The sequence below is a fragment of the Mesorhizobium sophorae genome, from assembly GCF_002270415.1.
GTDB classification, from domain to species: Bacteria; Pseudomonadota; Alphaproteobacteria; order Rhizobiales; family Rhizobiaceae; genus Mesorhizobium; species Mesorhizobium sophorae.
In genome coordinates this window covers 176,451-200,598 of record NZ_NNRI01000017.1, presented here as the reverse complement: position 1 = coordinate 200,598, position 24,148 = coordinate 176,451, and the positions used below count along the sequence as shown (strand labels likewise).

Sequence of the window (24,148 nt, the reverse complement as noted above, 5' to 3'; positions counted from 1 at the left end):
GGGACCCTGACATGATGACCTTCTATCGGATACAAGCCCTGGGTTGGGCTGGCCTTTCCTTCCTTTGGCTCGCCCATCCTGCCGGAGCCGCGGATGCGGTCTCACCAATGACGCCGGAGCTGAAACCAGTCGTGACCGAACAGGGCTGGACGTTCTCCGTCGCGCCGTATTTCTGGGCGGCCGGGATGTCGGGAGACGTGGCGCAGTTTGGTCTGCCCACTGTCGAGGTCGACTCGAGTTTCAGCGACATCCTGAAGAATCTCGACTTCGCGGCCATGGCCGTCGCCGAGGCTCGCTACGACCGCTACAGCATTTTCGGCGACCTCATGTATGTAAAACTGTCGGGAGAAAGTGGCACGCCGAGAGGCGTCGTTGCCAACAGTGTCGAGGTCTCCTCACAGACATTTTCAGGGCTGGTCGGCGCTGGCTATTCGATCCTCCAGAGTGACGCCGGTCGTCTCGATTTCGTCGGCGCCATGAGGGTCTGGTCCGTAGACACCGACCTCGACTTCCATGGCGGTATCCTTGACGGCGTATCCGGCAGCGACGGAGCGACCTGGGTGGACGGCCTGGTTGGCGTTCGCGCGAACTACTCGCTCACGCCTGAAGTCTATCTGACGGGTTGGGGCATGATTGGTGCAGGCGGCGCCAATGTCGACTGGGATGTCGCCGCCGCACTGGGCTACCGGTTCAACGAGCGGTTTTCGGCGGTCGCCGGCTACCGCGCGCTCGGCGTCAACTACCGCAATGACGGCTTCGTCTTCGATGTCGTCCAGCAAGGACCCATCATGGGACTGGTCATGCGTTTCTAGATCCAGGATCTGCATCAACGACAACAGGGAGGAAGTGATGACAACAAGATTCCGCAACTGCGCCGTCCTGGCCTTGGCTTTGGCCACTTTCGTACAGGTTGATGCGGTCTCCGTGGTCACACAGGGATCGATTTCATCTCAAGCGCTGGCCCGCGTTGGCCATCCTCTTACGCCCGGCAGTGCGGCGGGCGTCGCGCGGCGCACAACCCGGCGAACCATCCGGAGAACCAGCGTCTACGTAGCCAGTCTACCGGCCGGTTGCGTCAAGACTTCGGTCAACGGGACGACAATCTGGCATTGCGGCGCGAAGTATTATCAGCACACGGGGTCGAAGTACGTGGTCGTCCTCGTTAACTGATCGGGCGCGGACAGCCACCGGCCAGGCCTGACCGATAACAGGTCGGCCCTAGCGACACGATCGTCCAAGCAACGACCGGTCGCGGGTCGTGCGCCTCTACGACGCCCCCCGCGGTTCGAAGCGACGGGGCGGCGGGGGAGATCAAACTGGTGAAATGACTTCCGAGCAACGCCCAGGGCACGGCAGTCACGATCCACAAAACGGACACTCATGAGCAAGAACGCAAACAAGGGAAGGCAAGACCATGCGAATCTTCACGACACTCATCGCGGCACTAGCACTTTCGTCTGCGACGGCGGCATACGCACAAACACAAAATCCGCTTCCCAAGGCCAGCGATGTGCTTGTCCGATACGGGGACGACGTCGAGGGCTGGACGATCTATACAAATCAAACGCGCGGAGATTGCTTGATCGTGCGCCAAGATGGGCCAAGTTCAGTACAAATGGGCGTTACCGCAAATCAGGAGGTCGGGTATCTTGGCGTGTTCACGAAGGTGGATATCGGTCTTAAGAACGGCACCAAGTCGGACATCTTCGTCTCCATCGACGGCCATCTCTATAAGGGTGTGGCCACCAGCACGAGCGGCGAACTCAAGGGCGGATATTCTGGCGGCTACATCTTGACCGACGATCCGAAGTTCAAGCGCGACGTGGCGAAGAAATATAAGATGACCGTATTTCCGGAAACCAAGGGGGCCTTTGTCGTCGATCTGAAGGGGACGTTCAAAGCAATGGCAGTGGGCCGGAAATGCCTGAAGCACTGACCGCCCACCAGGCAAAATTCCCACCCATCCCGGCCATTGGCTGCTGCCAGCAGACACAGTCTCAACGCAGAACGCCAGGTTTCGAGATCGCCGCGGCCGGGAGCGGCCGCGGCCAGCCGCTCCCCGGTCCATCGGCCGGCGGGGGTAGGGGATCGCCTTGTGGGCCCCTTTCAGGCGCGCCCGAACGACACCCCTCGTTCGCAGTTCGGGACCACTATGGAAACGTCCGGGACATCGAGAGATCGAGCGACCACTGCCGTCCCGATGGAATTCCGGAATTAGCCGAAGTTACCTTCGCCAAGCCGGCTTCGAGGGTCAAATCCAGGTTTTCAACAGGCGTGTAGGTCAAATTCGCAGCGCCTCTTGTCGACAGGACGGACCCGGTCCCGAGCACATCGGGTAACTTCAAACTGGTGAAGCTCACGAACCCAGCAGAGCTCCATTTGCTGGACCAGGCCCAGCTGACGACAGCAGCGCCGTTCCATCCGATGGCTCGTTCGGCATCGTTGGCGCCCAGAGCGCCGGGCAGATTGATCTTGAATGCGCTTGTCGGCGTATTGATTCCAAGATAGCCCGGCGCATTCCACGCATGGGCGAGTTGGAAAATGACATAAGACTTGTCGCTCTGAGCGTCATTGGCAAACGCGTATCTGGCATAACCTTGGACAGCTCCTCCCCAGAGCGCGGTGTCTTGAGACGCAAGAGGACCGGCATTTGCGTCAAAAAAGGTCGTTTGATGCGACGCCGCATTTGCAATGAATTGCCAGTTTCCGGTCGTGTAGCGAAAGCGACCAACCAAGTCAGGGAATTGGGGCGATCCATAGCCGGAAATAGTGACGCGGCGGAACATCGGATCCTCCAGCGACAAAGTTAGTGTCGTATTTGGTGTGGGCCTCAACACATAAGCGACGAGGAACGGCGATTGTGTGGATGTGAGCGCTCGGAACGAGAACTCGTCAGCCTGCCAATCAGCAAAAAAGGACGTCTGAAGCCCGATAATACTCCTCCCAAGCGTGATTGACGCAGAGGAGACCGAAAGAGTCTTGCTTTGATCGCCTTGAATCTCGAGACGCGAAATCAGATCACCGTATTCTGTCTGCGAATATTGAGCAACGTTTGCACTTTCATCCAGCTGCCATTCCGTCATTGCCGATTTCGTCGGTGGCGTCAGCCGAGATCCCTTTGCCGTAACACTTGTTGCCTGAACGCCGGAACTGACTGAGCCATCAATCAGAATGCAGCCGTGACCAGGTATGTAAAATCCGGGGCCTGCATCGCTGTCGGTATCGCCCGGTCCAGGAGTGTCCGATGTGCTGGAATCATCGGTTGACTTGTCCTCACTATTGTTTTCGGCGTCTATCTGCGCTTGCGGCTTGTCGATTGCGTCGGCGTCCGGAGGCGTCCACGGGCAAGCCAAAAGAAGCTCGCCAGGTGAAGTCTCTGCGCTTTGCGCACTCGCCGCCATAACCTGCAGCGCAAGCAGGCTGACGAGGAGGCCGGAATAGCTAACGAACTTTTTCGCGTCAGACATTCGGCGATTTTGCCCTAGTTGAGGGCCTCCCTCTGGCGCGCAACCGTATGAGAACATTGGCAACCTTGCCAAGCTCGTTTCCTCAAATGCGTCGGATCGAAATAGCCCGATGCCGAATTTGTGTGCCGGGGATCGTAAAACACACAGCCGATCGGTGCTGGCCTTCTCGATTAACTGCCGGACGAAGTCGCTCATCATTGCGCCGCCTCCCGGTCGAGGACCGTGCTCCCGCATGGCGACGCCGTTGGCGCGCTTCTGGAGCCGGTCTTCGCGCTCCTCCCGTCGCGTCTGGCGGCCCAATTCCTGCAAACATGCCGCATGCTTGCGCGCCACCTCCTTGTCGGCGAGATACTTCAGCCAGCGATCAAACGGGCACTTCCAAAGCCCGTGCGGTGATCCCTCGCCGATGTTCCTCGGAGGGAGACGTCCGAGGCCGTTCGCGACTGTCTGCTGTTAGAAGCGTCCAACATCGACCGTCAGTGTTCCGGCCGGCCATCAAACACAGCGGCAATCTTGTCAACGTCAGGCCCAGCAAAGGCAATACGTTGAAGTTGCATTTTCTACTGGGAGCGGCATGGTCTGTGGCTGTGCGACCAAAGGCGCCGCCGCTGCGTCGAGGATAGTCCGGCATGACCAGCAATAACATCCGATACGTCTCATTGATTGGGCGGGGCAAGGGAAGACCATTCCTCCGCGTCCGGCCGTACCCGATAATTCAAGCTGGCCAAATCCGGTCCGTTACAAGGTGCCGACGGCCGGCGGTCAAACGTCTGGAGCCACTTCAGGCAATTTGCAGGTGTCTGGAACAAATTCGCATCGACGACGTTTCGTATCGCTAATGACGACGTTTCGCACACGGTAAACATTGCCACCAGCGAGGACGCGATCATGAGAGTCCTGTCAGGCATAGCGACCTCCCTCGTCGCAACTTTTGTACTTACGAGCGCTGTTCCAGTTGATGCCGCGCCGGTCTTCGTGCCCAGGGCGCAAAGCGCTCAGTCCGATGTCATCCAAATTCGGGACGGCTGGTACAGGGGTTATCGCGGCTACCGCCACTACCACGGGCACAACGACTTCTGGGCCCCGGGCGGCGCATTTGTCGCCGGAGCGCTGCTCGGCAGCATGATTGCCAACAGCAACGGCTACTACGACGGGTACTACGGAGGCGGTGACTATTACGGGGGTCCGTACCACGGCGATCCGTACTACGGCGATCGGTATGATGTCGATCCGTACTATGGCGATCCATATTACCACGACCGATACTACGGCGATGGGTATCACTCAGACAGATACTATCGCCGATGTTCGCCCAGGGAAGCCGATTCCGGTAATTGTTACTAGCGATCGGTCGTCATGGGCAGGGCGCCGCCCTTCGACTGATTTCCATGTGATCGGCACAGTTTAAATTTAAGCCGCCGACGCGAGCCGTTTGAACGGCCTCGTAGTCAAAAAGTTACCCCGCCCTCCACGTAACTTACGTTCCGCTCCCGGCTCCATCCGGTAGTCTCGGACAACACGAACCAATAAACGGGATGGAAAGCCGGCTGGCAGACAAAAGCGGTTCCGGCGGTGATGTGCCGGTTGCGTGGCGGATCGGGAGTCCTCTCGCTGCCGCTGCGGTTCATGTCAGGTCCGCGGGGAGGGAAAAAATGGACAGTCGATTTCGGCGACATCTGCTGAAAGTGTCGCTGGCGGCACTGACGATGCTGGCGGTGCATGGCCGGTCCCTTGCGGCTGACCTCCTCATTGCAATGCCGAACTGGCCATCCGGCCAGGCCGCGGCCAATATCATCAAGTACGGATTGAAGGAAAAACTCAATCTGGACGCCGACGTGCGCGAGATGGGCTCCATGACCGCATTCGCCGGGATGGATACCGGGGAGGTCGACGTCTATCCGGAAGTCTGGCTTCCCAATCTCGATGCACTCGTCAAGAAATACGTCGACGGGCGCAAGACCGTGGACCTCAGTCCCAGGGGTGTGTCGGCTACGCAGGGCATCTGCGTGACGCGCGAGACGGCTGACAAATATGGCGTCAAGGACATTTCAGATCTGGCCGATCCCAAAAAAGCGGCCGTGTTCGACACCGACGGCGACGGCAAGGGCGAAATGTGGATTGGCGCGTTGGGCTGGTCGTCGACGAGTATCGAGAAGATCCGGGCCAAGAGCTACGGCTATGAAAAAACGATGACGCTCCTTCAGATGCCGGAAGACATGGCAATGGCCGCAGTCGATGCGGCCGCGGCAACGGGGCAACCGATGGCATTCTACTGCTACAGTCCGCACCATATGTTCAAGCTCCATGATATCGTCCAGTTGACCGAACCGAAATATGATCCGGCCAAGTGGCACATCGTGATGCCGAGCGACGACCCTGACTGGCTTACAAAATCTGAGGCGCCGGTGGCGTGGGACGCATCCCATTTCTACATCGGGTTTGCCTCATCGATGGCCAAGCGCCTGCCGAAAGTGGCGGCCTTCCTCTCTCATGTCGACTTCAGCTCAGACGAGGTCACCGAAATGAGCTACGCATTGCAGGTCGATCGGCAAGATCCCGCCAAGTACGCGCAGGCCTGGGTTGCAAAGCATCAAGACCGGCTTAGCGCCTGGTCGAAGTAGGGGCAGGGACGACCATGACCTTTTCGCTCGCAAACCGGTCCGTCACTTCGGAAAGCAATGATCGCAGATTGGCTGGCCGCTGCCTCGTTCTCGGCGCCGCGCTTGTCATGACCGCGATCGGCGCGACACTGGCGTATGCCGCTCAGACGCAGGTGTTCGATCCGCAGACACATAAGTGGGTCGACTACGACAAGAAGAAAGCGCGAAAATACTACGCAGCCCACAAGGAGGTGCCCGAGGCATTTCGCCCGCAGATGGTCCAATTCCGCACCGCTGAGGTGCCCGGTACGATCATCATCGATGGCAACAAGCATTTTCTCTATCTTGTGCAGCCGGGTCAGCAGGCCATGCGCTACGGCATCGGCGTCGGCCGGGAAGGCTTTGGATGGGCCGGTATCGTGCGCGTCGGCCGCATGGCGGAATGGCCGACCTGGACGCCCCCGGTCGAAATGGTCGCTCGGGATCCGAACGCGGTCAAGTATGCGGCAGGCATGCCGGGAGGTCCCGACAATCCGCTCGGCGCCAGGGCACTCTATCTCTACGAGGGCGATCAGGACACGATCTACCGGATACACGGCACGCCGGAGCCCTGGACGATCGGGCTCGACGTGTCATCAGGGTGCATCCGGATGCGGAACGACGACATCACCGACTTGGCGTCCCGCGTCAAGGTCGGAGCCAAGGTCATCGTTCTGATGCAGGGGGCGGCCCTTTACAAGGGCGTTTGAAGCGGCATTCGGAGAGGGCCAAGCAATGTCGGAAAAACGTGCAGTGAGAAGATCGATCCTGGTTGTAGCTCTTGGATTCATTACGCAGAGCTTGAACGCTTGCACCAGCACGCCGCCGCCTGCTCCGGAGCAGATGTCGAGGACGCAGGTCGAGACGGCTCCGGCGGATCTGCAGCTTCTTTGCGCCAACGCGGTCGCCAAGTCGAGCGGCGTCAACAGTGCCAAGATACTTCCGATCTCCTCGAGCAAGATCGATTCCAAAACTTATCAGGTCGAGCTCGATGCCGGCGGCAAGAAGACAAGCTGCCTCGTGGACACCGACGGCAACGTGAAATCTGTCGAGCCGGTTTGATTGCCTTTAGTCGAATTCGAATGTCTGAGTTCAGGTGCGGGCCACCGTTTTCCCCTCGACGTTCGGGAGGTCATGTCGCGGCGCCAGCTTTCCTGCCCACGCCCAGTCGGTCGATGATCAGCATTCAACTGTGCGCGTGGTCCCCCGCGCCGGCGGTTTTGCGCGACCCGTCACGATCTTGCGCCAAATGGATAGCTGCACATTATATTAGACGCAGCTTATGATTAAGTCCCGCGAGATCGATGCCCACGCAGGGCCGGTGGGGACTATGGATAGAGAAGACCTAATCGGACAAGTGCGCTTAGGACATCCAACGGCCTGTCGGGGCTATGCTGCAGTGTGGCGCGTCCTGACCGCTGCCCTGCCGCTTTGGGTACCGGGGAAATGATCGGCGCCAGCATATTTGGCGCGCAGGGTTTTGAACGCATGATTTGGTTTAGCAGAGCAGGGGCAAAACATGAGCAACGATCGAGACTTCTCAGCTGAAGCCGGCATCAGCAACAAAATCACGCGGCGAGACGCATTGATGGCCGGCACGGCGGTTGCGGCGTCGCGACTGGCTACACCGATTGGCCTGTCGGGCGTGCTCGCTGGCCTTGCCGGGGTTCAGCCTGCGGCCGCCCAGCCGGCGCTCCCCAACATCGTCTATGTCGTCGCTGACGACATGGGCTGGGGGGATGCCGGCTTCAACGGTTCCGATATCAAGACGCCGAACCTCGACAAGCTCGCCGAGGGCGGCGCTCGCTTCGACCAGTTCTACGCCCTGCCTATGTGCACGCCAACGCGCGCGGCATTAATGACCGGCCGCTATCCTCTGCGATACGGACTACAGACGGGCGTCATACCGGCAGCGGGCACCTACGGGCTTCCGGTCGACGAGTACCTCTTGCCGCAGGTTCTGAAAGACGCCGGCTACAAGACGGCCATGGTCGGCAAATGGCATCTCGGCCATGCCAAGCCAGAGTTCTGGCCGCGGCAGCGCGGGTTCGACTATTTCTACGGCGCGCTGGTCGGAGAGATCGACCACTTCAAGCATTCCTCCCACGGCGTGAAGGACTGGTATCGCAACAACAAGCCGCTCAACGAAACCGGCTTCGACAACACGCTGTTCGGCAACGAGGCCGTGCGAGTTGTCGAGCGCCACGAGGGCAAGAGCCCGCTATTCCTCTACCTGGCCTTCACCGCGCCGCACACGCCCTTCCAGGCGCCGCAGGAGTATCTCGACCGCTTCAAGGGCATCGCAGACGAGAACCGGCGCAAATATGCAGCGATGATCTCGGTGATGGACGACGGCGTCGGCAAGGTGGTTGCGGCGCTCGAAAAGAAAGGCATGCGCGACAACACCATCATCATCTTCCACAGCGACAATGGTGGCGTGAAAGACTCGCTGTTTGCTGGCGATTCGAAAGTCGGGGGCACACTGCCCGCCAGCAACGGACCTTATCGTGGCGGCAAGGGCACACTCTACGAGGGTGGCACCAGGGTCGCCGCCTTCGCCAACTGGCCGGGCAAGATCAAGCCGGGCGTTGTCGACGGCATGGTCCACGTTACGGACATGTATCCCACGCTTGCCGCCGTCGCCGAAGCCAAGCTGGAGAAGAACAAGCCACTGGACGGCATGAATGTCTGGGACGCCCTGAGCGAAGGAAAGCCGTCTCCCCGCGCCGAAGTGGTCTACAACGTCGATCCTCTGGCTGGAGCCGTTCGCAAAGGCGACTGGAAGCTTGTGTGGAAGGCCTCACTGCCGCCGAAGGCGGAGCTTTTCAACCTCGCCGACGACAAATCCGAAGCTCACGATCTCGCCGCGGCGAACCCGGACAGGATGAAGGAGTTGCAAGGGCGCATCGTCGAACTGGCAGGCGAGATGGCCCCGCCGCAACTGCTTATGGAAGCAGTGCGGCTGACCTTCTTCGCGCCACCGGTAACGGCCGATCCATCGACACTGCTCAGCTTGGGGGACTGACGGCGGGTCTCCGGCAGCACGGCACGCGGGGCTCACCTGGTTACGCTGACCGCCGCCACGATCCGCGGCGTGGCAGTAGGCGTTGTCGGCGTGGCAGTGATCCAGGCGCTGCTCGTCGGTGCGCGAGATTGCGACCGAAGACGGAACCGTGCTGTTTCGCTCAACAACTACTGAAATTTCAAACTGACCCACTACCCGTACCTCCAATCCATCGACAGGCAATCTGGAGAATGGTACCTTGGCTGGGCGGCCCGTGAAAGTCTTTGTGGGAGGGCGAAATGGCGGACACGATACATCCTGCGGCGATCGAGCATTTGCCGATCTTCGTCACTGCGCCCGGCCAGACCGATTGGCTGTTCAATGTGGTCGTCGTCTTGATTTTGGCAATGGTCCTCATCATAGGCAATTTGTACTTTCGACTCCATGCCCTTCCGGAACGGATGGCGCATGGGTCGAAAAAAGTGCAAATGGAGATTGTGGCTGTCCTTTGTCTGATCTCGCTTTTTACCCACAACCATCTTTTCTGGATCGCGGGTCTGTTGCTGGCGTTCATCGATCTGCCGGATTTCAAGACGCCGATGTCTTCGATTGCACGCTCGCTCGAGAAACTGTCCGGACGCGATCCCGCCGCCGAGGAGCAGGCGGAGGAGAAGGCGGAGGAGCAGGCGATAGTGCAGCCTGGTCCCGAGCAGAAAATCGACATCGCGCGCGTGGATGCTCTGAGCCATGTTTGAGCTAATTCTCTGTTCGTTGCTCACGGTCTTTCCGGACTATCTTTTCCGCCGTTATGTGCAAGGCAAGCGTATCGGGCGCGAGATCAACCTCTATACGATGTGGTACGAGCTGCGCTGGGGCATCACGGCGTGCCTGGTGCTGACCGTTTCGTTGATCACCCTCATTTTCTATTATCATCCTTCGACGAAAAACGTCTCCGCGGTATTCCGCACCGTCACCATCCTTCCTGAAACCGTAGGCCGGGTTGCCGAGGTGTTCGTCGGCATAAATGCAAAGGTCAAAGCCGGTGATCCGCTCTTTCGGCTTGACAGTTCCGCGCAGGAAGCGGCGGTGGAGACGGCAAAGCGCCAGATAGCCGAAACCGACGCCGAGGCCACGGTTGCGCAAACGGACCTTGCAGCGGCGGATGGGCTCATCCAGCAGGCGCAAAGCGCCTACCAGCAGGCCCTGGACGAACTGGAAATGAAGCAGCAGCTGGTGAAAAAGGACGTCGTTTCGATTCGGGAGGTCGAGCGGCTGCAAAACGCCGTGGATGGTCGCAAGGGTGGTATTGATGCCGCCGTCGCAAGCAAGCGGACCATCGAAACGAAGATCAGCTCGCTGCTGCCGGCCCAGAAAGCCAGCGCGCAGGCAGCGCTTGCGCAGGCACAGGTCGATCTGGACAAGACCCTGGTTCGGGCTGGCGTCGCGGGGACCGTCCAGCAGTTCACGCTTCGACCCGGGGACATCGTAAACACCATGATACGGCCCGCCGGCATCCTGGTCCCCGAGGGCGCCGGACGTGGTGTTCTGATTGCCGGCTTTGGCCAGATCGAGGCGCAGGTGATGAAAGAGGGGATGATTGCCGAGGCCACATGCATCGGCAAGCCGTTTACGATCCTTCCCCTGGTCGTGACCCAGGTACAGGATGTCATCGCGGCGGGACAATTGCGGCCGACAGATCAGCTCATCGATGTTCAACAGCTGGCGCAGGGCGGAACCCTCACGGTCTTCCTCGAACCGCTCTATCCGGGGGAGCTCGACGGCTTGCCGCCGGGCAGCAGCTGCATCGCAAACGCATACACCAACAACCACGACGCGCTCGCGGCAAAGGACATCGGCACGCTCCAATGGGTGTTCCTGCATGTGGTGGACACCGTAGGGCTTGTGCATGCCATGATCCTTCGGATTCAGGCATTGTTGCTGCCCGTCCAGACTCTCGTGCTGGGTGGCCACTGAAGGATTGTTCGAGCAGACCGTGACGAGCGCGCTGCCGATTGCAATCGATCTGATGCAGGAGAAATGGAACGCCGCCATCTTATCAAAGGCTTGGCTTTGCTTGGCCTCTGCCCTCTTCGCGCCAAGCGGCACCGCTCCGCAGGCTCGCGCCCCGATGCGCTAACCAGCGAGGTTCACAAGTGAAGGGTCGCACACGTAGCATACAGTTACTTACATTGCGCCTCGGCAGGTAATGCGCCAACATAACGCCAAGGCAAGATCACTCGCCCGGACTCGGCAGAACATCGCTGACAACCAGGTTCACATACCTTGGAGGGACGACAATGGAGATCAAGTTTCCGCGTTGGCCTGTTGGGGCTGTGGCCATACTGACGTTCTTGATCTGCTCGGGTCCGCCCTCTTTCGCGATTGCTCAGGATCAAGCCGCTGCTACAGCCAGCGCAGCGGCTACCCCGGCGCCCGAACCGCTCGAAGAGGATGAACTCGAAGTCCTGGTAGCGCGAATTGCGCTCTACCCCGATGAACTTGTCGCGGTGATTTCCGAAGCGTCGCTTTATCCATTGCAGATCGTGGAGGCCGCCCGGTTTTTGGATCAGGTCGCCAAGAAGCCAGACCTGAAACCGAAGGAAAGCTGGGACGGCAGCGTCATCTCACTGCTCAACTATCCCGACATCGTCAAAATGATGAGCGATGATCTGGAATGGACCCAGACCCTTGGCGACGCGCTGACATATCAGCAAAAAGACGTTTTGGTCGCCATTCAGCAGTTGCGCGACACGGCTGTTGCCAAAGGCGTGATCAAGTCCGATGACAAGATCAAGGTTGTCGAGGAGAACGATAATGTCGTCATCCGGTCCGCCAGCGCGGACACGATCTATGTTCCACGGTATGAGCCTGAGATGCTTTATGCCACCGATTATCCGGTCGCTCCGATCTCCTATTATCCCGACCCCTACCCAAGTTATTATTATCCCACTGCGCCCTATTTCGCGGCTTTCGTGACTGGTGCCGTCTGGGCAGCGGCAGTGGATTGGAATGACTGGGGTGTGTCGGGAGGCCGCTGGAACGGCAACGATATCGATATCGACTGCAACAATTGCCTCAACAACATAAACGGCAAGGTCAACTTCAACGACGTCGACTGGAAAAACGTCGACCGTTCGAAACTAAATTTTGACAAGAACCAATTCGCCAACATCGACAAGACGAAGATCAGCAACCGGGTCAAGTCCGACGATCGCAACAATATGCGCAACAAGGCGTCCGATCTAAAAAGGGACCGAGCGAGCACGCTTGCCGGAAAGTCCGGGAACGTGAAGGACGTCCGCCAACGCGAAATCAAAGAGGGCTTGAAAAACCGGCCCCCGGCGTCGAGGTCGGATTCCAAAAGGCCAACCAAGAACAACTCGAATGCTTCGGCACGAAGGAATGACGGCGCTGCCGCAAAAGCGTCAGGGAAAGTCAATCGCCCGGTCGGCAAGCCCAGGCCCGCAGCGAGAGCGGACAACAGACCGAGGAATCCTTCAGGCCTTGGCAACGTCAGTTCCGGAAAACGTCAGCAGATTTCTTCCCAGCGCGGCGCGAGGAGCATGGGAGGAGGCGGAGTTCGCAGCGGCGGCGGTGGCGGCAACAAAATGATCAGGCACGGCGGTGGCAGGCAGGGCGGTGGCGGGCGCGGCGGCGGCGGGCGCGGCGGTGGCGGGCGCGGCGGTGGCAGGCGTTAATAAGTTTGGCGAGGAGAACCGACATGAAAACGTCCGTCCGGAGTCTTGTTCTACGTTCGCTGCTCGGGGCCGGAGTGATCTTGAGCATTGGCGCGGGTTCCGCAAATTTTGCCAGCGCGCAGGAGGTGCACAGCCTCGAGGATTACGTGGCCAAGAAAGGTCCGCCGCTTTTCGATGATCCCTCGGCGGCTGTGGACGCGTTCAAGTCAGTCCTGGCAAAGGATGATTTCGATGGACTGGCCGTACTGCTTGGGCTGGATGCCGCAAAGCTGAGGACAAGTGAAGGCGTGATGGACACCTACACGCAGATCCAGCAAGGCGCTGCCAAGACACTGATTGTCCGTGATCTTGGCGACCGCAAGGAACTCGACATTGGTGACAAGCTATGGACGCTGCCATTCCCCATCACCAAGGGCAAGGACGGCAAGTGGGCTTTCGATACCCAGTCTGGCATCGAAGAGATCATCAACCGGCGCGTTGGGGAAAATGAGATCACAGCGATCGAAACGGTTCGCGCCTATGTGGAAGCTCAGCGTGACTACGCGGCAGAAGATCGCGATGGCGATGGCGTGCTGGAATACGCCCAGAAACTGATCAGCAGCGAGGGCCGGGCCGACGGACTATATTGGCCGTCCGACGACACCAATGGCGTTAGTCCGGCAGGCGATTTCATCAACCAGGCGGCTCTCGACAAGGCGAAGAAAGGCAATGGCTATTTTGGGTATCGCTTCCGCATCCTGACCGGCCAAGGCGCGAATATCGCCGGAGGCGCCTACAACTATATCATCAACGGCAACATGATCGCGGGTTTCGCGCTGGTGGCCTGGCCCGTGAAATATGCCGAAACGGGCGTCAAAACCTTTGTGGTCAATCAGCAAGGTATCGTCTACGAGGCCGATCTAGGCCCGAAGACGGAGGCTGTGGCCGGCGCGATAAAGCAATTCAATCCCGACAACAAATGGCAGCTGACAGGTGACTAGCCCGGTTCGGAAACGGTGATCCCATCGCCAATGCCAGCCTCGTCGGCAGAGGCGCCTTCATGATCAACCCGAATGGGTGGTTCACGACCCTAGTGACACAGCAGTTCAAATATTGCCCGCCACTAAATCGGTCGATCAAGTGCGACGTGTTGACGTCGCTCGCCGCCGCCATTGCTGTTCTTGCCGTGGGTGGTTCGGCTTTGGCAGCCAGCGTGGTTAACAAGGACAGCGAGATCCGAACATTGATCGTGACGGAAGGCGGCAGCAAGACGAAGCTTGCGCTGCATCCCGGCGAGACCGTGGAATTCTGCCCGAACGGCTGTTTCGTCACCTGGCCCAATGGTGACCTCGAGGCCCTGACCGGGTCGGAAACGATCGAGATTTCGGGTGGCGTCGCCCGCATAAAGTAAAGTCGGCGGCATGGCTTGCAGCGACCGGGTACGCGACGACCTGTTCGTTGAATGCCTCGCTGTTTAGTTAGGAGCGGACCAGCGTCGCGCAGCCAGGCGAAATGTTGAGACGCGGGGCCTAGCAGTTGCGCAAAAGAACGGATTCCGGTACTTGGTTGGTAGTGTGGAGCAGCGTGCCGATCGGATCTTGGGTGCCACTGTCGAGGCAATCATTGTCAACAGACTTCGATTGGTGACAAGCAGTATCCGAGCCGGCTTGTTGACGTTGCACACGTGAGGGGGACGTTTTGGAAGCCGGCTTTGCAGGCGAGTTCAAATTGATGTGTGTCCCCCGTGCGTTGCTGGCATTCGCACTGATCGGCCTGTCTAGCGGTTGCGCATCTCGTCCAACGAACGTGTTGTTGCCCGTGGCCGATACATCACCGGCATCCAGCAAGGTGGAGATGCTGGTGACGACGACCCGCGCCCGCTCTACCAATCCGGCCGAGATGTATACTGGCGAACGCGGGATAGCTCCCTCATTTGCGGACATCACGGTGTCGATCCCACCGGCGTCGGTGCGCAAGGTCGGCGAGGTCGCCTGGCCCAAGAAGCTGCCCTCAAACCCGGCAACCGATTTCGCGGTGGTGAAAGCCGAAGAGATAACACGGGATGGCGCGAAGGAATGGCTGCACGCCTCTGTCAGGAAGAGCCCGGACCACAGCGTGCTGGTATTCGTCCATGGCTTCAACAACCGCTTCGAAGACTCCCTCTATCGCTTTGCGCAGATCGCCCACGATACGGGCACCGACAGCGCTCCGATCCTGGTCACATGGCCTTCCCGAGGCAGTACGCTGGCCTATGGCTACGATCGCGAAAGCACCAACTACACGCGAGATGCGCTCGAGACGCTGTTCCAATACCTCGCTCGCGATCCTGAAGTGAAAGAGGTTTCGATCCTTGCCCATTCGATGGGCAACTGGCTTGCGTTGGAATCCTTGCGCCAGATGGCTATCCGCAATGGCGGACTGCCGGCGAAGTTCAAGAACGTCATGCTGGCCGCGCCTGACGTCGATGTCGACGTGTTTCGCACGCAGATTGCCGACATGGGCAAACAGCACCCCCAGTTCACCCTCTTTGTCTCGCAGGATGACCGGGCGCTCGCATTTTCGCGACGGGTCTGGGGCAACATCCCCCGGCTCGGCTCTATCAATCCGGAAGAGGCTCCATACAAGGAAGAACTTTCGAGCAACAATGTAACCGTCATCGACCTGACGAAGGTCAAATCCGGAGACAGTTTGAATCACGGCAAGTTCGCCTCGTCTCCGCAGATCGTCCAGTTGATTGGAGCGCGGATGGCTGCTGGCCAGACCCTGACCGACAGCAGGGTGGGCCTTGGCGACACGATCGTGCAAGCGACGACCGGCGCGGCGGCTGCGGCTGGCAGTGCCGCAGGGTTGGTGATTTCGGCACCCGTTGCAGTGGTCGATCAGAACACCAGAGAAAACTACGGCAACGAGGTCGAGAATTTGACCGGCTCTCCAAGGACACAGGCCAACAAAACCAACAAGGGTTGTATTTTACCGGCAACCTCCATGCAGGGTTGCAAGAAATGATTAATCCAGGCCAGGGTGGCAGCGAGGCTTAATGATGCTCCATCTCGAAGTTGCTTCGAGCGCTGCGTGAGAATGGCATTCGGACGGCAGCAAGCGACCCCGGCCGCCCCTGAAGAGACGCCTTTGTTGGTACCGTAGGGCTGGAAGGGGAATGATGCATCGCATCGCTCGAATCTCGTTCGCCATTATCTTGTCGCTCGCCATTGCCGCCGTGGCCGCCTGGGTCGGATTTGCCATGTGGTATCGTCTGCCCGTGGGAGAGCTTGGCCGGGCTGTGGCCTGCGCCCTTTTCATCTTGTTCGGCCTCGGCACCGTCATTGCGCTCTTCAGCCGTTTTCGCTTCCGGGCGTTTGCCCTGTTTCTCGCCGCGTTTGCTGCGGTTCTGGTTTGGTGGAGCACCATCAAGCCTCTGGGCCAAGCCGACTGGGCGCCCGATGTCGCCCGTCAGGTAACCGGGACGCGCGATGGAAACCTGTTAACCCTGAAAGACGTGCGTGATTTCGAATGGCGCAGCGACACCGATTTCACCGAACGTTGGACAACCCGAACCTACGACCTTTCCACGGTTCAGACCGCCGACCTCTTCATGTCCTATTGGGCTGGACCGAAAATGGCCCATGTCATCATGAGCTTTGGCTTCTCGGGCGGTGAATATCTTGCTTGGTCCATTGAGGTGCGGCGCCGTGTAGGTGGCGAGTTTTCGCCCATAGCGGATCTGTTCAAGAGCAATCCCTTGGTTATTATCGCGGCCGACGAGCGAGACGTGGTCGGTGTCAGGTCAAATGTTCGGGGAGAGGATGTCCAGATCTATCGTCTGAAAGCATCGCCTGACGCGGCCCGGACGCTTCTGCTGGAATACGTCTCGGACGCAAATGCGCTTTCCACGAAGCCTGCATTCTACAATTCCATCACGACGAACTGCACGACGACGATCGTCAAGATGATGCGAGCAGTCGGCGACGTGGTTCCAATCGACTGGCGGCTCATTGTTAACGGCTATCTTCCTGATTATGCGTATGACCGCGGTGCGCTCGATACCCGCTTGCCATTGTCGACCTTGCGGGAGGTGGCCCACATAGACGACCGTGCGCGGAAGTCGGGCCTTTCGCCGGATTTTTCGAGATTGATCCGGGTTGGCGTGCCGTCTCCAGGCCTTGGCAGTTGATCTGGGAAGGGGCTCGCAGGTGGGCCGGCTGGGCGAGCGGCGCAGTTGTTATATTGCATCGCCGAAGACGTTGAGCCATTCAGCGGCTTCCTCGCGGCGATGCCTCCCAGCCAGCGATGGTATGTCTCCCAAACTTCTCGACACGCCCGCTCCGCTACGATGAACCACACCCGTCGAATGGGCCATTGTCGTTTGCATACTTGCTTACGGCGAGGCGTCAAATCGAGAGCTGAATGAGATGTTGTTTTTCCAAAAGTCGAGCCAAAAGAAGGCCACAGAAAACGTCCGATAGGCATCGCAAATCAGACCTACGAGATCGGCGCGTTCGTTGCGCTCTGGGCCGGCACGTTCAGTGCGCTCGGACCCCGCGCGGGGCAAAAGGCCCGGGCAGAAAAGAAGCTTGAATTGTGCGACGGTCGGGTGCTGGATAGCGAGACAGCGGCCTTGACCGCCGGAACTGGCTTCCGAGGCGCTGAAGAGGGGGAAATCGTGGACAAGACGGCGGATACGGACGTTACTTCATTGATTTCGGGCTTCGAACAGCTCGCCGATCGTTTCGTCTCCGGACTGTCCGCGCGGTTTGCCGCTTTGGGCAACGTCCCCGTTGAGCTTGAAAACCTGAGGGCCTCGCTTGCGGCCGGGGGAACATCTGTCCTTGGGCTCCTGTTCGAGATTGTGTTGGTTGTTGCGCTCGTCGCCGGCGTGTACATCCTGCTTGCCCGGCGGATCGCGAAGGCGAGTGCGACAAGCAGTGCATCGCGCAGATTCTTCGCGGGCGTGGCGGCTATTGTAGTGGCGCTGGTGATCGGCTTCATTGCTGCGCGGCTGCTGGCCGGTTCTGGCGTGCCTTTGCAAACCCTTCACCTTTGGACGGTGGTGACCGTGCTCGGCTTCGTCATTCTCGCCGCCGTCAGATCACTGTTGATGGCATCGCGGCGAACCGAGTTCGCGCAGGAGCGCTCCGCCCATCTGGCGGCGCTCGTGCGCGACCTCTCGCTTGCCATTGGCTTGGCGATCATCAGCACTACGCTGATCGCGACGTTACGGCTCTGGACCGTCGGGCCGGCCTTGGGGGATCTGCTGCGAACAGGCTTCGCAATTCCGATCTACGTTCTGTTTGCATGGGCCGTATGGCGGCACAGACGCACAATGGCAGTCGCCGTCGCCGGTCCGCGCCCCAGAAGCCGCTGGCGCACCCGTCTCGCCAAAGTGTGGCCGGCAATCGTGATCGCGTTCCTGATAATCACCTTCCTCACCACTCAGGCCGCGCTAACCATGGGAGCATCGCTTCGTGGGTCGGCCGTTCTGCTGACCGGGTTGATATTTCTCGCCGCACCACATCTCGACGCAATGATCGGGAACTGGGCGCAACGCGGATTGGAGTCTCCTGACATCTCGATCTTGGCAGCGGCAGGGCGACAGACCGCCCGCTTCACCGTTGTGGCTATCATGATTGCCATGCTGGGAACGCTGTGGGCGACACCGCTGGCTGCCGGGTTCGGCATAGATCTGCGAGAGGTCGTCAAGGGCGCATCCGGTGTGGCGCTGATCATGTTGGTGGCGGCGTTTCTGTGGAACGTGGTCGGCGCAGTGTCGGTTCGCGCCTTACGCGCGGAGTTGCCCGCCGCAGGTGATGACGAGGAGGCGCTGGGTGCGCCGCGTTCACGGCTGGGCACGCTGGTGCCGCTGATCAGCGCGGTCGGCAAATCGAGCATTGTGGCCTTGGCGCTGCTCTCGATCCTGGTGTCGATCGGGGTCAATGTCTGGCCGCTGATCGCCGGCTTGAGCGTGTTCGGGCTGGCCATCGGCTTCGGCTCGCAGACGCTGGTGAAGGACCTGGTCTCCGGGCTGTTTTTCCTGATCGACGATGCATTCCGCTTCGGCGAATATATCGAATCGTCAGGCGCCAAGGGGACCGTGGAAAAAATCTCGGTCCGGTCGGTTTCCCTGCGCCATCAGCGCGGTGCCTTGGCGACAATCCCCTATGGCGAGATTGGCAAGATTCAAAATTTCAGCCGCGACTGGATGATCGAGAAACTGACCTTTCGCGTTGCATTCGACACCGATGTCGAAAAAGTCCGCAAGATTTTCAAGAAGATCGGCCAGGATATGTCAGCCAACCCGGAACTTGCCGCAGATATGCTCGAGCCGTTCAAGAGCCAGGGAATTGGCGAAGTCGAGGACGGCACGCTGGTCATCCGGGCCAAATTCAAGGCGAAAGCGGGCAGACACTTCATGATCCGCCGCGCCGCTTTGATCGCCGTGCACCAGGCATTTCAGGAAAACGGCATTAAGGCCGTCCCAAAGCCACTGACATCTAATCCCGGAGCAGCCTGATCTTGGACAAGCGGAAAGGCCTTACCGCGCTGTGAGCGTGACCGGCGACCAAGCGGGCTCGTCGCTTTGAAGCGTGTCTCTGAAGGGACCTCGCCAAAAATCCTTTTATAGAACGCCGCAAACCTCCCGAGATCGGTGAACCCTTGATCAAGGGCAGCTTGCGTAACGCCGACACAGGTCGGGTTCGCGCTGCTCAGCACGCGATGAACGTCCGATAAGCGCCTCAGGCGCAGGTAGGCGACCGGACCTATCCCCAGGGTATGCTGAAAGGCACGGTGGAGAGTGCGCCGTGATACCATGAGAGATGAGCACAATTCCGAGATATGCACCGGACGATCGATTTCGACGCTGTCGACAAAATCCTCGACGTCGCGGACCAATTTCGCGCCAGAGCAATGCCGTTCGTCGCTCTCGTTCGACACCTCATCGACGATGCCTGTGATGAAGGCCTCGACAAGAGATCGCTGGAAGTAGCGTATCCCTGCTTCACCGTCAGGGACCAACCCCTCACGCAATTGCGAAACCATTTCCCCAATCTCACGGCGAGCGGATGCCCGCAGGGACGGTGACCGGTGGAACCTGGAGATCTTGGCCCAGAACTGCGGGTCCTGCAGAACCGGCTCGCCTGCCGCGAAGGCGGCAAGTGCCTCTTCGCTGAGAGTGATTGTCGCGTAGCGGGAGTGACCGGCAAAACGCCCCTCCTGCTCGACCGATTTGGGAAACACGATGACGTCGCCAGGAACGACGTCGTAGTCCCATTGCGAGACCGCACCGCTGCTCTCCAGCATCATGCCGATTGTCACCAAGTGCTGATTCATCACGCCACGTGCGCGGATATCCGGTCCAAAATCGCCAGTGCTTAGAGACAGCGCACCGATCTGCGCATGCATCGAATGGCCGTCAAATATGCCCGGCGCCAATTGGACGATCTTCAAATCCGCACCACGCACCGCCTCTCGAAGATCTTCCGCGGTCTGAAGCTTGACGGTGTGGACGTTGAGCGCAACGGAATTCATCCGACCAGCCGAACTGGCAGGCAAAGACTGACCGCTGCAATCGCCAGGCTGCCTCTCCTCGGAATCGTCATTGACCATGGGATGATCCGCGAGACCCTCCCCCGCGCTATAAATATAGCAGCTCGCGGCGCAAACGTACCGTGAAAAATTACCGATGGTTAAGTTTAGAATCGAATGTACTTGCCAACGATCCTGCCAAACGAAGGGTGGCTTCTTGCTTCTCAAAATAACGGGAAAATCACAATGTGCCGCAACTTGACGTTTTTCAGCGAAAAAGAGGCAGCCAAGTCGCCTGTTCGCCGTCTACCCGATCACCGCTGGCACAAACTGCATAGCGTCAACAACAGCAGCGGTTTAGCCTGAGACGCTGGAATGCAGCACGCGAGCTGTCAAAAAGATCTGAGGAGCGTGCAGTGGAAGCCAACCACGAAGATGATATCGATTCGGGTCGATATTTAGCAGTCTCTTATACGCAAGCTCATGAAGAGCTCGAAGCGATCCTTTCAGACCCTCAGTTTCAATGTTCCGAGCGCAACAAAAAATTCTTGCGCTTTGTTTCCGAAGAGCTTTTCGCCGGGCGCGAGAGCGCGCTCAAGGCATACTCCATAGCCGTTGACGTCTTCGGCCGTCCGCCGTCCTTCGACGCTTCGACCGATCCGATCGTCCGAATCGAAGCAACCCGGCTTCGAGCGGCCCTCGCCCGCTACTATGAACTATACGGGTCGGACCGAGAGATCAGCATCGAACTCCCGAAAGGCAGGTATGTGCCACTGTTTGCCCGGCACATCCGGGAGGACTCTGAGGGGAGCGATCACCTTGGTCGCGTGCAATCTCGTCCCCGGGTTGTCGCGACCAGATCAGATCAACGTCGAATGATGAGGCGAAAAGCCATCGTCGCCCTGAGAAGGACGGGCCTCGCTGGAGTTGCCTTGTCCTGCGTGGCGCTGTTTTTTGGCTACAATCTGCTCAGTGGTCTGAACACCATGACCATTTCGGAAAGGCCGTCGGTCGCCGTCGATCTGCAATTGGACGGTGTCAACGATCACGAAGCAATCGCCCTGCGTGACTTGCTCATGAGCGCGCTTTCAGACTTCAATACGCTAAGGCTTTCGGCGCCCGACGCCTACACCTCAAGTACCGCCGAAGGCACCCCCGCTGCCTCGCCTCTTAGCCGTTATCGACTGATCCTGAAGTACAGCTCGGATTCGATCCAGAAGTCGGTCTGGTGGCAGGTCGTCGACCAGCAGACAGGGGAAGCGATTCAATCCGAGAAAGAGCGCGTTCACGTCGATACCGCCTCGTCGGCCGACCCGGCCGAATTGCTGGTTTCCCGGCTGGCTGCACGCATCGCCTCGTTGGATGGCGCGATCAACACCGTCGAGGCTAACCGGGACCTGGAACATCCTACGCTGGGCAATGGTTGCGTTCTGCGGGCCAACCTCGCGCTGGGGATGCAGACGCCGCAAGTCTTGGAGCAAGCGAGGCAATGCCTCGAGGGGACGTTGCAGCAACGCCCGTACGATGCGGATGCGCATGCGATGTTGGTCTCGATACTCCTGTCGATCGATCAGCCAGATGCGTCGACCGACTTGACCGCGGCCGCTCACGAACATGCCGATCGTGCAGTAGCGTTGGCCCCGGAATCCTCCCGCAGCTTCACGGCCAAGATGATGGCGGAGTTTCGGACAGGCCACGTCGAAGCAGCGGTGTCCGCGGGGCGCAGGGCAATTACGCTCAACCCTTACAACACCAGGGTCGCAGCTACATTCGCCCGGATTCTCTACGCCACCGGCGAGCGGGGCGAGGGGATAAGGCTTGCAAACGAGGCCCTGAAGGTCGACGGGTTGCCGTTACCGGACGCTGAGTGGACGCTGGCGTTCGACGCCTATCGCCAGGGACAACTGGGTGACGTGTTGCTCCGCCTGAAGCGCGAAGCCAACGGATGCTATCTCACCGACCTGTTGTTGACGGCAACGTTGGCACGCTTGGGGCGAGAGGGAGATGCATCCGCAATCATCTCCGACATACGCAAAGAGCGCCCCGATTTCGAGCAGAATTTCCATTCCGATATGTCTCGCCGTCACCTTGATCCGCAGTTGGCCACGGAGCTTGCACAAGGGCTCCAACTCGCCGGCCTTCGCCTCCAGTAGGGCTTATGGCCGTCTAAAGCGCGCTGCGTTGAAACGGATTCCGGCGACGCGCTTATGCATGTCGTTGCCCCAAAACCGGGGCCTCTTTTGGGCGACATGCATTAGAGCAATTCCAGGAAAAGTGTGAAACGGTTTTCCGTCCGGAATTGCGTCAAAACAAAGAGATAGAGCGGTTCGGCGTTTCCGTGAAACGGTGAACCGCTCTAGGTCATTGCCATCTTTCTGGCTTCGCTCTCCTGCTGGAGTTCGCGAGCCTCCCGTTGATCGCGCTCGAGGAAGAAATTGAGGAATGTCCGGATCACGGCAATCGCCGCCAGGCGGCCTACGTCGTCCCAACTCGGCGCGACGGAGGTCTCGATGATATCGGCGGCAAGCTGGAATGTAAGGCCGGCGATCAGCCATCTGGCATGACGCATCCACACCGCGCGAATGGCGTAGTGCCCGTCCGGATGGCTGAGCATCACCCTGACACCGTTTACGAAGGCCTCGAGCGTCCCTGCCAGGATCAGGACCAGGGCCAGAAGATCAATGATCGGGGCGCTGAGTTCAGCCAGCTGGTTCAGCCATTGTGCAACGATCATGGGTTGCCGCCCCTGGTGACGCGGACAATGCAGCGGAAACCAAGATGGGAAATCGACGTGTCGACGGGCTGTGCCATGCGTGCCGCGGGACGATAGCGCCGGCAATAGTTTGGCGCGCAGAGATGCGAACCGCCCTTGGTCACCTTGCGCGGGATTTTCACGTCCGGTTGGCGCGGGTCGTAGCTTGCCTCGCGCGCGGCGCCGCGCGGGTTTTCCGCCGTGCAGCAAGGGCTGTCGATCCTGCTGTGCTCCTGATACCAGTCCGTCGTCCACTGCCAGACGTTGCCGGCCATGTCGAAGAGACCGTAGCCATTGGGCGGGAACGAGCCCACCGGCGCCGTGTATTCGTAACCATCGTCCAGCGAGTTGCGATAGGGAAACTCGCCCTGCCAGGTATTGGCCATGTGCTGGCCACCGGGCGTGAATTCATCGCCCCATGCGTAGTCGGCGCCTTCGAGGCCGCCGCGCGCCGCAAACTCCCATTCGGCTTCGGTCGGCAACTCCTTGCCTGCCCAGCGCGCATAAGCCTCGACATCCTCATGGGCGACATGCACCACCGGGTGATCGGCCAGCTTCTTGATCGAGCTGGCGGGGCCTCTCGGATGGCGCCAGTTGGCGCCGTGTACATAGACCCACCAGTTGTAGTGGTTGCGCATGTCGACTGGTCCGGCCGGCTTCTTGAACATGGTCGAGGACGGCGAAAGCATGTCCGGCAAGGCGCCTGGGTAATTGTCCGGGTTGGCCGGCTTTTCGGCCAGCGTGACGTAGCCCGTCGCGGCGACGAATTTTTCGAAATCGCCATTGGTCACGGTAAATCGGTCCATCCAGAAACCGTCGACTTTTACGCGATGGGCCGGCGCCTCCTCGGGATAGAATTTGTCGGAGCCCATCAGAAACGAGCCGCCTGGTATCCAGATCATGCCGTCCGTCGGTGAATTGACAGACTGCGGGATCGTCTCCGGTTTTTCGACCAGCAGGTCATCAGCTCTTGCGATTTCGTCCATCCGTCAACCTCCTTGCGCCCTCGTCACGGACAGACCGCGGCTGTCGATTGTGCCCGGCGACAGGGCTGCCGATTTGGGCTTCTCCTGAATGAACTCGCCTCG

General features: G+C 59.4%; 20 protein-coding genes. 16 read left to right on the top strand and 4 right to left on the bottom strand.

The window, feature by feature from the left end; all coding sequences use genetic code 11:
- Window positions 1–14: 14 nt before the first annotated feature.
- Window positions 15–812 carry a hypothetical protein gene (locus CGZ66_RS25415; RefSeq protein WP_425352319.1) on the top strand — a complete coding sequence of 266 codons (798 nt, stop codon included), beginning with the start codon at window positions 15–17 and terminating at the stop codon, window positions 810–812.
- A gap of 602 nt (window positions 813–1,414) precedes the next feature.
- Entirely contained in the window at window positions 1,415–1,936 is a 522-nt protein-coding gene (locus CGZ66_RS25405; RefSeq protein WP_095089189.1) for a hypothetical protein, read from the top strand.
- Between the two features lie 214 nt (window positions 1,937–2,150).
- Here the strand turns inward: CGZ66_RS25405 and CGZ66_RS25400 are convergent, their stop codons facing one another.
- Window positions 2,151–3,665 (bottom strand): hypothetical protein, encoded by a 1,515-nt coding sequence (locus CGZ66_RS25400; RefSeq protein ID WP_095089187.1) that lies wholly within the window; start codon window positions 3,663–3,665, stop codon window positions 2,151–2,153.
- A 690-nt stretch (window positions 3,666–4,355) separates the two neighbouring features.
- Between CGZ66_RS25400 and CGZ66_RS25395 the strand changes: the two genes are divergently transcribed.
- The 13 genes from CGZ66_RS25395 (at window position 4,356) to CGZ66_RS25330 (ending at window position 19,295) form a co-directional block, all read left to right on the top strand.
- Window positions 4,356–4,811, top strand: coding sequence for a BA14K family protein (locus tag CGZ66_RS25395; RefSeq protein WP_095089185.1), 456 nt, complete (start codon window positions 4,356–4,358; stop codon window positions 4,809–4,811).
- Between the two features lie 308 nt (window positions 4,812–5,119).
- Window positions 5,120–6,088, top strand: a complete 969-nt coding sequence (locus CGZ66_RS25390) for an ABC transporter substrate-binding protein (RefSeq protein ID WP_095089183.1) — start codon at window positions 5,120–5,122, stop codon at window positions 6,086–6,088.
- A 14-nt stretch (window positions 6,089–6,102) separates the two neighbouring features.
- Complete coding sequence (locus CGZ66_RS25385) at window positions 6,103–6,816, top strand: L,D-transpeptidase (protein ID WP_095089181.1); 714 nt, start codon at window positions 6,103–6,105, stop codon at window positions 6,814–6,816.
- A gap of 133 nt (window positions 6,817–6,949) precedes the next feature.
- Window positions 6,950–7,168: a hypothetical protein gene (locus tag CGZ66_RS25380; protein ID WP_245331217.1), complete on the top strand. Its 219-nt coding sequence runs from the start codon at window positions 6,950–6,952 to the stop codon at window positions 7,166–7,168.
- Between the two features lie 457 nt (window positions 7,169–7,625).
- The gene (locus tag CGZ66_RS25375; protein ID WP_095089177.1) at window positions 7,626–9,131 is read left to right on the top strand and encodes an arylsulfatase B; all 1,506 of its coding nucleotides are present in this window, start codon (window positions 7,626–7,628) and stop codon (window positions 9,129–9,131) included.
- Between the two features lie 278 nt (window positions 9,132–9,409).
- Window positions 9,410–9,865, top strand: a complete 456-nt coding sequence (locus tag CGZ66_RS25365) for a hypothetical protein (RefSeq protein ID WP_095089175.1) — start codon at window positions 9,410–9,412, stop codon at window positions 9,863–9,865.
- Window positions 9,858–11,084, top strand: coding sequence for an HlyD family secretion protein (locus CGZ66_RS25360; RefSeq protein ID WP_095089173.1), 1,227 nt, complete (start codon window positions 9,858–9,860; stop codon window positions 11,082–11,084). The genes CGZ66_RS25365 and CGZ66_RS25360 overlap by 8 nt, the downstream gene beginning before the upstream one ends.
- Window positions 11,085–11,407: 323 nt before the next feature.
- Entirely contained in the window at window positions 11,408–12,808 is a 1,401-nt protein-coding gene (locus tag CGZ66_RS25355; RefSeq protein WP_095089171.1) for a DUF3300 domain-containing protein, read from the top strand.
- 23 nt (window positions 12,809–12,831) lie between these two features.
- Entirely contained in the window at window positions 12,832–13,788 is a 957-nt protein-coding gene (locus CGZ66_RS25350) for a DUF2950 domain-containing protein (RefSeq protein WP_095089169.1), read from the top strand.
- Between the two features lie 146 nt (window positions 13,789–13,934).
- Complete coding sequence (locus CGZ66_RS25345) at window positions 13,935–14,198, top strand: hypothetical protein (protein WP_095089167.1); 264 nt, start codon at window positions 13,935–13,937, stop codon at window positions 14,196–14,198.
- A 320-nt stretch (window positions 14,199–14,518) separates the two neighbouring features.
- Complete coding sequence (locus CGZ66_RS25340) at window positions 14,519–15,793, top strand: alpha/beta hydrolase (protein WP_095089586.1); 1,275 nt, start codon at window positions 14,519–14,521, stop codon at window positions 15,791–15,793.
- A gap of 154 nt (window positions 15,794–15,947) precedes the next feature.
- Window positions 15,948–16,958, top strand: coding sequence for an Lnb N-terminal periplasmic domain-containing protein (locus CGZ66_RS25335; RefSeq protein ID WP_095089584.1), 1,011 nt, complete (start codon window positions 15,948–15,950; stop codon window positions 16,956–16,958).
- Window positions 16,959–17,447: 489 nt separating this feature from the next.
- Window positions 17,448–19,295, top strand: a complete 1,848-nt coding sequence (locus tag CGZ66_RS25330) for a mechanosensitive ion channel family protein (protein WP_245331216.1) — start codon at window positions 17,448–17,450, stop codon at window positions 19,293–19,295.
- Here CGZ66_RS25330 and CGZ66_RS25325 read toward each other — a convergent pair.
- Window positions 19,235–20,389: an AraC family transcriptional regulator gene (locus CGZ66_RS25325; RefSeq protein WP_095089165.1), complete on the bottom strand. Its 1,155-nt coding sequence runs from the start codon at window positions 20,387–20,389 to the stop codon at window positions 19,235–19,237. The two genes, CGZ66_RS25330 and CGZ66_RS25325, sit on opposite strands and share 61 nt — an antisense overlap.
- Window positions 20,390–20,724: 335 nt before the next feature.
- On the opposite strand from CGZ66_RS25325, the gene CGZ66_RS25320 reads away from it, so the two are divergent.
- On the top strand, window positions 20,725–22,461 hold the full coding sequence (locus CGZ66_RS25320; protein ID WP_095089163.1) for a tetratricopeptide repeat protein: 1,737 nt from the start codon (window positions 20,725–20,727) through the stop codon (window positions 22,459–22,461).
- 203 nt (window positions 22,462–22,664) lie between these two features.
- On the opposite strand, the gene CGZ66_RS25315 is transcribed toward CGZ66_RS25320, so the two are convergent.
- Together CGZ66_RS25315 and CGZ66_RS25310 are read right to left on the bottom strand one after the other, a co-directional pair.
- Window positions 22,665–23,042, bottom strand: coding sequence for a DUF1622 domain-containing protein (locus CGZ66_RS25315; RefSeq protein WP_095089161.1), 378 nt, complete (start codon window positions 23,040–23,042; stop codon window positions 22,665–22,667).
- Window positions 23,039–23,962 carry a formylglycine-generating enzyme family protein gene (locus tag CGZ66_RS25310; RefSeq protein ID WP_095089580.1) on the bottom strand — a complete coding sequence of 308 codons (924 nt, stop codon included), beginning with the start codon at window positions 23,960–23,962 and terminating at the stop codon, window positions 23,039–23,041. The genes CGZ66_RS25315 and CGZ66_RS25310 overlap by 4 nt, the downstream gene beginning before the upstream one ends.
- Window positions 23,963–24,148: the final 186 nt, after the last annotated feature.

Coding starts and splice junctions, on each gene's coding strand:
- CGZ66_RS25335 (WP_095089584.1), top strand. CDS start 15,948: ATGCATCGCATCGCTCGAATCTCGTTCGCCATTATCTTGTCGCTCGCC.
- CGZ66_RS25385 (WP_095089181.1), top strand. CDS start 6,103: ATGACCTTTTCGCTCGCAAACCGGTCCGTCACTTCGGAAAGCAATGAT.
- CGZ66_RS25405 (WP_095089189.1), top strand. CDS start 1,415: ATGCGAATCTTCACGACACTCATCGCGGCACTAGCACTTTCGTCTGCG.
- CGZ66_RS25360 (WP_095089173.1), top strand. CDS start 9,858: ATGTTTGAGCTAATTCTCTGTTCGTTGCTCACGGTCTTTCCGGACTAT.
- CGZ66_RS25340 (WP_095089586.1), top strand. CDS start 14,519: ATGTGTGTCCCCCGTGCGTTGCTGGCATTCGCACTGATCGGCCTGTCT.
- CGZ66_RS25350 (WP_095089169.1), top strand. CDS start 12,832: ATGAAAACGTCCGTCCGGAGTCTTGTTCTACGTTCGCTGCTCGGGGCC.
- CGZ66_RS25310 (WP_095089580.1), bottom strand. CDS start 23,962: ATGATCTGGATACCAGGCGGCTCGTTTCTGATGGGCTCCGACAAATTC.
- CGZ66_RS25380 (WP_245331217.1), top strand. CDS start 6,950: ATGTCGAGGACGCAGGTCGAGACGGCTCCGGCGGATCTGCAGCTTCTT.
- CGZ66_RS25415 (WP_425352319.1), top strand. CDS start 15: ATGACCTTCTATCGGATACAAGCCCTGGGTTGGGCTGGCCTTTCCTTC.
- CGZ66_RS25365 (WP_095089175.1), top strand. CDS start 9,410: ATGGCGGACACGATACATCCTGCGGCGATCGAGCATTTGCCGATCTTC.
- CGZ66_RS25355 (WP_095089171.1), top strand. CDS start 11,408: ATGGAGATCAAGTTTCCGCGTTGGCCTGTTGGGGCTGTGGCCATACTG.
- CGZ66_RS25315 (WP_095089161.1), bottom strand. CDS start 23,042: ATGATCGTTGCACAATGGCTGAACCAGCTGGCTGAACTCAGCGCCCCG.
- CGZ66_RS25375 (WP_095089177.1), top strand. CDS start 7,626: ATGAGCAACGATCGAGACTTCTCAGCTGAAGCCGGCATCAGCAACAAA.
- CGZ66_RS25395 (WP_095089185.1), top strand. CDS start 4,356: ATGAGAGTCCTGTCAGGCATAGCGACCTCCCTCGTCGCAACTTTTGTA.
- CGZ66_RS25325 (WP_095089165.1), bottom strand. CDS start 20,389: ATGGTCAATGACGATTCCGAGGAGAGGCAGCCTGGCGATTGCAGCGGT.
- CGZ66_RS25400 (WP_095089187.1), bottom strand. CDS start 3,665: ATGATGAGCGACTTCGTCCGGCAGTTAATCGAGAAGGCCAGCACCGAT.
- CGZ66_RS25390 (WP_095089183.1), top strand. CDS start 5,120: ATGGACAGTCGATTTCGGCGACATCTGCTGAAAGTGTCGCTGGCGGCA.